Consider the following 8,599-nt stretch of genomic DNA (forward strand, 5'->3'; position numbering starts at 1 on the left):
AAATCACGGCTTGCCATTTGCACAATAGAAAATGCCATTCGACAATCAAAACTGTCGAATGGCACTCCATGCGAGGCGATACACCTAACCAGTATATTACGATGCTATCGCTTGTTTTGGTGGCTTTTTGTCACGTGACATCCACTGAATAACAAATAAAACAACAAATAGCACTAAACCAATTGTGTCTGATATACCTTCTGGATAAATCAATAATAAACCTGTAATCACTGCCACAAGACGTTCAATTACATTCATCGAACGATACCAATAGCCAATAATCCCGGCACCGATTGCTAACATACCACAAATCGCAGTAAATACAACCCATACAATTTGTAATATGGTTGTATCAATCATCAGCAACGCTGGCGAGAACACAATCATATAGGGAATAATAAATGCGGCAATGGCTAATTTTGCAGAATGAATGCCCGTTCGAATTGGGTCTCCACCAGAAATACCCGATGCCGCAAAAGCTGCAAGCGCAACAGGCGGCGTGATATCTGCGATAATGCCGAAATAAAATACAAAGAAATGCGCTGATAATAATACCGCAATCGGTACAGCAGCTGGCGCTACATCAGGTGCTAATAAAACAATAATCGCAGGCGCTGCAATTGTTGATGTAATGACGTAGTTCGCTGTTGTCGGTGCACCCATCCCTAAAATAAGCGATGCAATCATAACAAAGAATAATGTTAATAAAATATTGCCACCAGCTAAATCAACAAGGCTTCCAGCTAAACTTAAACCTAAACCTGTTTTTGCAACAACACCAACGATAATTCCAGCACATGCTGTTGCGGCAACTACTGCAAGTGCTGTGCGTGCACCGTCTACTAATGCATCAACGGCTTCACGTATACCAAACTTCACATCGGGATTAATAATACCGACAACAATACAGCTTAAAATCCCATAAAGCGCTGCATGCATCACTGGCACACCAAGCATCATAATGACGATAATTAACGCAATTGGAATTAATAAATAGATTTTCTTAAAAATCATTTTGCGGTCCGGCATTTCATCATCAGTTAGACCACGTAACCCTAGACGTTTCGCTTCAAAGTGCGTCATAATCCAAATGCCCGTAAAGTAGAGGAGCGCTGGAATAGCCGCTGCTTTTGCAATTTCCCAATACGTAATGCCACGCCCGATAAACTCAACCATTAAAAATGCTGCTGCGCCCATAATCGGTGGCATCAATTGGCCACCTGTTGAAGACGAAGCCTCAACAGCGCCCGCAAAGTTTTTTTCATATCCTAGTCGCTTCATTAATGGAATCGTATACGCGCCAGACGTTACAACGTTTGCAACTGATGAACCTGATATTGTTCCTTGTAACGCGGATGAAAAAATAGCTACCTTCGCGGGTCCTCCAACTAACTTGCCTGCAACAGAAATTGCTAAATCATTAAAATACTCGCCAACCCCTGTTTTCACAAGGAATGCCCCGAATAATAAAAACGCAAAAATATATGTAGCAGATACACTAATCGGTGTCCCTAAAATCCCATCTGTTGAGTAGTACATTAAGTTAACAATACCTTCAAGTGACTGACCACGATGCGCTAAAAAGTCTGGCATATACGGTCCGGCAAATGCATAAAATAAAAAGAGCCCGGCAATAATCGTAATTGGCAAACCAACTGCGCGTCGTGCCGCTTCTAATACAAGAACAATAACGATCAGACCAACAATAAAATCGAGTGTTTCAATCGATCCAAGTCGACTAACAAGACGTTCGTAATTGAGCGTCCAGTACATCCCCGTAATAGCTGCAAGCCCAGCTAAAACCCAATCATAAATCGGTACTTTATCTTTCCGTAACGATTTCAGTGCTGGGTAAAGTAAAAAAATAAAAGTTAGACCGAAACCTAAGTGAATCGTACGTTGAATCCATGCTGTAAACTGCCCAAAAATAGCTGTATACACTTGAAATAATGAAAAGGCTAGTAATCCAAAATAAATAACTTTATTGACAGCACCAGGTATATGACGCACGTTCGATTCTGTATCATATTTTTCAAGTAAGCGCTGTTGCTCTTCAGCTGACAATGTTTCAAACTGTTCATTTTCAAGTCTTTCTTGTCGTTCTGTCATTACAACATCATTCCTTTCACACGTTCGTATAATGAAAGGTGCTGAATTGAAAAGCGATACGATTCACCACGCTGCAATTGTTCTTTTAAATCATATTGTTGTCCAGCGTAATAAAACGATAAATCGGCATCAATATCACCAATCAATACGGTAAAATCATCAATCACGGTATCGTCAAAACGAAGCGTGTACATACCATTTTCGAGTGTTAATGTTTGCCCTTTGTCCGCAGTTGCCGGCATACCAATGGCGGTTTTATCATACGTCATCTGTATGAAACGTATGGCGTCATCAGCTGTTATACGATAATACTCCCACACATCGGTTTGATGAATGGAATGCGTATAGCGTATTTGAAAAGCAATGTCTTCATCAATTAACACATAATGCATCATCGGCTGTTCCGTTCTTGTTTGTTCAAAAACGAAGGCTGTTTGTGAAGGAATAAAAATAATTGCTGCAAGTATGATGATGACAACCATAACACTATAACGCTTCATAAATGCACCTCAATTTCTTCAAAGGCGATAGAAAAGGTTTGCCCGCAAAAAACATCTTTTTGGACAAACCTTATATAATTTCGCTATTTATTGCTCATCAAAATATTTTTGAGCACCTGGATGTACATCAATGCCGATACCATCTAATGCTGTTTCAGCTTTAATGAACTCTCCTTTTGCATGTTGAATCTCACCTGCATTGCCATAAATGGCTTTCGTAATATCATATGCCACGTCTTCTGGTAAACCTTCTTTTACCGCTAACATCGCTAATACGGATACAGCTGGTACGTCTTCTGTTAAGCCATATGTGCCTGATGGAATCGTATCGACTGCATAGTATGGGTACTTATCAATTAATGCTTGTGCCTTATCCGCTGCTACTGGTACAACAACAACGTCTTCTGTTGCATTTAATGCTTCAACTGCTGCTGTTGGATAACCCGCTGTAATGAACGCTGCATCAATTTGACCTGATTGAATGCCTTCTGTTGATTCACCGAAGTCTAAGTTTTGTGCTTGAATATCATCCATTGTTAATCCGTGAATTTCTAATAATTGCTCCGCATTCGCATAGGTTCCTGACCCTGGCGCACCAACCGATACTCGCTTACCTTTTAAATCTTCAAATGATGCAATACCCGAATCAGCTAACGCAACAAGTTGTACAGTTTCTGGATAAAGTGCCCCAATCGCTACTAAATCCTCAACCGCACCTGTTTCTTCAAACATTAACTCCCCTTGTGTTGCATAATACGCGATGTCTGTTTGAACGAAAATAATTTCACCCTCATCTTTTTGAAGTGCTGTGACATTCGCCGAAGATGCTTGTGATACTTCCGCTGTCGTTTGAATACCTGTTTCATCTGAAATTAAATCTGCAAATGTCCCACCTAACGCGTAGTACGTTCCTTGTGTACCACCCGTTAATAAACTTAAAAACTTAATATCTGAGCTACCTTCTTCTTCCGTGCCCTCGTCTGACGAACAAGCTGCAAGGCCTAACATTGCTGTTGCGCATAGTGCTAAAAACCATTTCTGTTTCTGGACTTTCATACAAAAAACCCCCTTGAAAAGTAAATGACGTACTAACACATATTTTCATTCGAGCAATTTCTAGAAGATTCAACGAAATATATGCTTATTAAAAACTTTAACATAAATTTTTAGATAATTACAATAACTTATTTATCTTTTAATATTTTACAAAAATAAAAAAGCACCGAACACATTAAAACCACAGCGAAAATGACATTCGCTGTGGCTTTGTTGTGTAATAGAGAAGAGCTATATGCCCGTCTGTATTCATCTATTTTATTAGTTTAAGATTTTTAATGTTACTGTACGGCGACCCCAATCCATTGCACCATCTTGAGATGGGATGAATACGTCGATGCGGTTGCCTTTAATTGCGCCACCTGTATCTGCTGCAATTGCTTCACCGTAGCCTTCAACCCATACACGTGTCCCTAAAGGAATAACATTTGGGTCTACTGCAATTACTTTTGCACCTGGGTTAGCACGTAAGTCTGTACCGTTCGCTGTTGTACCTGAACATCCTGTGCAATACGCTGTGTACGCTGTTGCTTCTACTGTCATCGTTTGTACAGCGCTACGAGATGTTTGTTGTGCTGGTTGCGATGATGCTGCTTTTGCTTGTGCGTTACGCTTTGCTGTTTCAATTGGAGCACGTACTGAACCATTTTTTACTGTTAAAACATCACCTGCATAAATCACATGTGCAGAACGTAAACCGTTCCAGTCAACTAACGTTTGTACCGAAGTGCCATATGCTGCCGCGATGCTAGCTAAAGTGTCACCAGATTTTACCGTATACTTGCCCTCTGCTGCTGATTGTGCCGTAGATGCTTTTGTCGAGCCACCTACTTGTAATGTTTGACCTGCATAAATCATATCAGAACCTAATCCATTCGACGCTTTTAATGCGTTAACCGATGTATTGTAGTTTTGTGAGATTAACCACAAGGTTTCTCCCGATCGAACTTTATGTTCAGCAGCTGACGCGTCGTTTGATGCAAAACCTAAACCTAGTGCCATCACAGCTGCTGTTAAAAATGCCTTCTTCTTCATAATTTTCTTTTCCTCCATTTAAAAACAAATCCCGATGTTGCTCAAATTTTATGGGATGTATTTTGTAGCTGAGACTAACTTTACCGTGTTTACATTACACACGTATTACAACTCAGTATGCGGAAAGTTACAATTATATTTCATAAAAACGATGTTTTTTGCAAAAGAAACAATTCTAATTATCTAAAAAATAGACACAAAGCGTTTATACATCAACTTTTCACTATCATTTATGACTATAAAACTATATTTCAATATGTCACATTGTCACACTGTTTTGTTACACAATGTGTGAGCAGTTTTATCGCTTTTTATATTAAGAGTATGTTAATGCTCTTTAAAGAAATTGTACGGTACGCATATGACGGTCATTTTTTGGGTATAGTAATAAGAGAACAAAGGAGGAATGTATGTATGGGAATTCACCACTTTTTCACAAGCTTAAATGATTTAGAACGCATCATTCGTTGTCCAGGGCGTTTTAAATTTGAAGAACATAATGTAGCAGCACACTCTTGGAAAGTTTCACAGTATGCGATGTTTTTCGCTACACTCGAAGAAATGAACGGCGCAACAGTCGATTGGAAGTCGCTTTATGAAAAAACGATTAACCATGACTTTGCAGAAGTATTTATCGGCGATATTAAAACACCGGTAAAGCACGCAAGCCCTGAACTGAAACAAATGCTTGCCCATGTTGAGGAAAAAATGATGGAAAAATTCATTATTGATGAAATTCCAGAACAGTTCCAAGATATTTTCTTCGCTCGTATGAAAGAAGGAAAAGATGGCTCGCTTGAAGGTTTACTATTAGAGTTTGCTGATAAGCTCGACCAATTTTATGAATCATTTGCAGAGTTAAAGCGTGGCAACAGCGATAAAGAGTTTGTCGTTATTTACCGCAATGCTTTATCAAAAATTTTGCAACTGCCACTACCAAATAGCATTGCTTACTTCCGTGAAATCATTTTGCAAGACGCTATTAATGAAGAAACACATATTGATTTACAAACATTAACGCACGAAATTTTAAACGAAAATCGTTAACACATAATGCACGTGGAGGTTTTCCCAATGATGGGAAAGCTTTTTTTATACTTAAAATACAGAGCAATATCATTCGTACTTCTATGAAAATTCATTATGCATGTTACTTGACAATTTTTTTGCAAGTCACTTACTTGCTATATTCTGACACATCACGTATTATAGCTATAAAGCTACATTGTTCGTACGATATTAAGTTTTAACCTTTACATTGTAACAGGGAGTTTTAATCGTTTAGGAAATGGCGTGCCCAGACTCTTTTGACTTTGGGATAGACAGGAACTAAATTGCGAACACCCACTTTGAGGAGTGGTGGTTTAAAACTTTCTATTCATATTACGTCAATTGTAGCTTTATAACCTTATTGATACAGCAAGGCCTATAGATAACCCTCTACGGAATGCAACGTAGAGGGTTTTTTTATATGCGTTTATTGGAGTTTCTTCTATTATATATTCACACATACATATTGCAGCGTAAACTGTCATTATATGTGAGCAACACATATTTATTTTCTTTCAATGAATGTGAAGATTGTATGGCAGAAAGCGCTGTTTTTTCGACTAGTCGTTTGTTCACGGAAATAACTAATATTCTAGACAAATACTTAATTGAAATAACTCGCAAACAGTCTTATAATTTAATATGTCATGTCACAAAGATACGATTATCATATGAGCTCTTACACAATTTATAAAGGTCCCAACTCGAGTTCAAGTGGAGCAATTCCACTCTCTTTGTAATATTGTAACTAGTGCTGACTGTTAAGAAAATGAGGCTTAATAGTCTTTTATTATGTAATACAAAAAAAGTAAAGTGATGGCAAAGGAGATTTTAAAATGTCAGAGACGAAAAACCAACAGGTAGAAGTATCTGTAACACCAGAACAATTAGACGTTCTTGATCAGTTATTAAAGCCGGAAGTACAAGCTTCTTTAACAACTTTAGTGGACAACTTACCAAAGTTAGCTGAAATGACGACACTTTTAACAAAATCATATGAGTTCGCACAAGCAGTAGCAACAGACGAGACGTTAAAAAACGATACAGTTAGCGCTGTAACAGAAATGGCTGCACCAGTAGTAGGTACAGCAAAATCATTAGCACAAACTGCTATCGAAGCAAAAGACCGTGCAGATGAAAGCCAAGAAACAATTGGTATCTTCGGCTTAATGAAAATGTTAAAAGACCCTCAAGTACAAAATGCATTCCGCTTTTTCAATGCATTCTTACAAGTAAACGCTGAGCGTCAAGCCAACAAATAGGACTAGAAGGACGGAGGATTATTCAATCATGTCAAAAGAAATCGTCATCTTAGGTGCTGGTTATGCTGGTGTGTTATCAGCTCTTACAGCGCGTAAGTATTTAAATGCTAACGAAGCAAAAATCACAGTAGTAAACCAATTCCCTACACACCAAATCATCACTGAACTTCATCGTTTAGCTGGTGGTACAATTGCTGAAGGCGCAGTTGCGTTACCACTAAAACGTATCTTCAAAGGCTTAGATGTAAACTTAGAAATCGCAAAAGTAAACAGCTTTAACGTAGATGCTAAAAAAGTAGAATTATCAAATGGTAAAACTTTATCATATGACACATTAGTCGTTTCTTTAGGTAGCCAAACTGGATTCTTCGGTATCCCGGGCTTAGAGGAAAACTCTATGGTGTTAAAATCAGTTGACGAAGCAAACAAAATCCGTGAACACATCGAAGGACGCATTAAAGCATACGCTGAGTCTAAAAACGAAGCTGACGCAACAATCGTTATCGGTGGTGGCGGTTTAACAGGTGTTGAGCTTGTTGGTGAAATCGTTGATAACTTCCCGAAAATCGCTGCAAAATACGGCGTAAAATTCGAAGACTTAAAAATTAAATTAGTAGAAGCTGGCCCACGCATTTTACCAGTATTCCCATCTAACTTAATCGACCGTGCTACAGAATCATTAACAAAACGTGGCGTTGAGTTCATTACATCTACACCAGTAACGGGTGTTAAAGGTAACGTAATCGAGCTTAAAGACCGCGAGCCAATCGTAGCGAACACATTAGTATGGACTGGTGGGGTTGCGCCACTTCCATTAGTAGCTGAATCTGGTTTAGCTGCTGACCGTGGGAAAGCAACAATTAACGACTTCTTACAGTCTACATCTCATCCAGAAGTATTCGTTATTGGTGATGCTTCTGCACATATTCCAAACCCAGGTGACCGTCCAACTTACGCACCAACTGCACAAGTTGCATGGCAACAAGGTGAAGCTGCTGGTTACAATATCTTCGCTCAAATTAAAGGCGCTGATATGAAAGAATTCAGCTTCACAAACTCTGGTACATTAGGTTCTTTAGGCCGTAAAGATGCAATTGCAACAATCGGCGCTAGCAACACTCAATTAACAGGTCTTGCTGCTACATTAATGAAAGAAGCTTCTAACATCCGTTACATGACGCATATTAAAGCTTTATTCGGTTTAGCATACTAATCTTTTCAATCACGTTCCTCATTGCGTGAAAACCCGCACTTGTCTCCCTACGACAAGTGCGGGTTTATTTTTTAGCTAATTGCGTACATTCTGTAAGAAAGTGCAGCAAGAATATGAGCTTGCAAAAGAACTATTGTGTTAGGTGAAATAGCAATAAATAACAAAAGTACTGAAAAAAAATTGTTTACTCAAATAGACGGGACGACAAAAAGAAAATGGCAGAAAAAATAGCACCATTTCTTCTACCACTTTATACATAAATTATGTAAGAAAACATATCTGCTAATAAAAAAAACCGATGAACATAAAGTTCATCAGCCTATGCGTGCGAAGCGACGTCCTACTCTCACAGGGGGAACCCCCCAACTACCATC

Annotated in this window: 7 protein-coding genes; 3 read left to right on the forward strand and 4 right to left on the reverse strand. The window is 38.7% G+C overall.

The window, feature by feature from the left end:
* Positions 1-96 precede the first annotated feature (96 nt).
* From A6M13_RS12305 to A6M13_RS12320, 4 genes are all read right to left on the reverse strand, one after another.
* Positions 97-2,109 carry a TRAP transporter permease gene (locus A6M13_RS12305; protein WP_066546782.1) on the reverse strand — a complete coding sequence of 671 codons (2,013 nt, stop codon included), beginning with the start codon at positions 2,107-2,109 and terminating at the stop codon, positions 97-99.
* Positions 2,109-2,609 carry a DUF1850 domain-containing protein gene (locus tag A6M13_RS12310; RefSeq protein ID WP_066546787.1) on the reverse strand — a complete coding sequence of 167 codons (501 nt, stop codon included), beginning with the start codon at positions 2,607-2,609 and terminating at the stop codon, positions 2,109-2,111. The genes A6M13_RS12305 and A6M13_RS12310 overlap by 1 nt, the downstream gene beginning before the upstream one ends.
* Positions 2,610-2,696: 87 nt before the next feature.
* Positions 2,697-3,665, reverse strand: a complete 969-nt coding sequence (locus A6M13_RS12315; RefSeq protein WP_066546789.1) for a TAXI family TRAP transporter solute-binding subunit — start codon at positions 3,663-3,665, stop codon at positions 2,697-2,699.
* 261 nt (positions 3,666-3,926) lie between these two features.
* Positions 3,927-4,700, reverse strand: coding sequence for a LysM peptidoglycan-binding and 3D domain-containing protein (locus A6M13_RS12320; RefSeq protein ID WP_211270317.1), 774 nt, complete (start codon positions 4,698-4,700; stop codon positions 3,927-3,929).
* A 414-nt stretch (positions 4,701-5,114) separates the two neighbouring features.
* On the opposite strand from A6M13_RS12320, the gene A6M13_RS12325 reads away from it, so the two are divergent.
* From A6M13_RS12325 to A6M13_RS12340, 3 genes are all read left to right on the forward strand, one after another.
* Positions 5,115-5,747 (forward strand): YfbR-like 5'-deoxynucleotidase, encoded by a 633-nt coding sequence (locus A6M13_RS12325; protein WP_066546795.1) that lies wholly within the window; start codon positions 5,115-5,117, stop codon positions 5,745-5,747.
* 839 nt (positions 5,748-6,586) lie between these two features.
* Positions 6,587-7,012 (forward strand): helical membrane plugin domain-containing protein, encoded by a 426-nt coding sequence (locus tag A6M13_RS12335; RefSeq protein ID WP_066546797.1) that lies wholly within the window; start codon positions 6,587-6,589, stop codon positions 7,010-7,012.
* 28 nt (positions 7,013-7,040) lie between these two features.
* A complete protein-coding gene (locus A6M13_RS12340) occupies positions 7,041-8,225 on the forward strand; it encodes an NAD(P)/FAD-dependent oxidoreductase (protein ID WP_066546798.1) in 1,185 nt (394 codons plus the stop codon).
* Positions 8,226-8,599 lie beyond the last annotated feature (374 nt).

The organism is Caryophanon tenue, from assembly GCF_001700315.1.
Classification (GTDB): Bacteria; Bacillota; Bacilli; order Bacillales_A; family Planococcaceae; genus Caryophanon; species Caryophanon tenue.

Bases quoted from the DNA above. Each gene is read 5' to 3' on its own strand.
- A6M13_RS12310 (WP_066546787.1), bottom strand. From the start codon at position 2,609: ATGAAGCGTTATAGTGTTATGGTTGTCATCATCATACTTGCAGCAATT.
- A6M13_RS12335 (WP_066546797.1), top strand. From the start codon at position 6,587: ATGTCAGAGACGAAAAACCAACAGGTAGAAGTATCTGTAACACCAGAA.
- A6M13_RS12305 (WP_066546782.1), bottom strand. From the start codon at position 2,109: ATGACAGAACGACAAGAAAGACTTGAAAATGAACAGTTTGAAACATTG.
- A6M13_RS12340 (WP_066546798.1), top strand. From the start codon at position 7,041: ATGTCAAAAGAAATCGTCATCTTAGGTGCTGGTTATGCTGGTGTGTTA.
- A6M13_RS12315 (WP_066546789.1), bottom strand. From the start codon at position 3,665: ATGAAAGTCCAGAAACAGAAATGGTTTTTAGCACTATGCGCAACAGCA.
- A6M13_RS12320 (WP_211270317.1), bottom strand. From the start codon at position 4,700: ATGAAGAAGAAGGCATTTTTAACAGCAGCTGTGATGGCACTAGGTTTA.
- A6M13_RS12325 (WP_066546795.1), top strand. From the start codon at position 5,115: ATGGGAATTCACCACTTTTTCACAAGCTTAAATGATTTAGAACGCATC.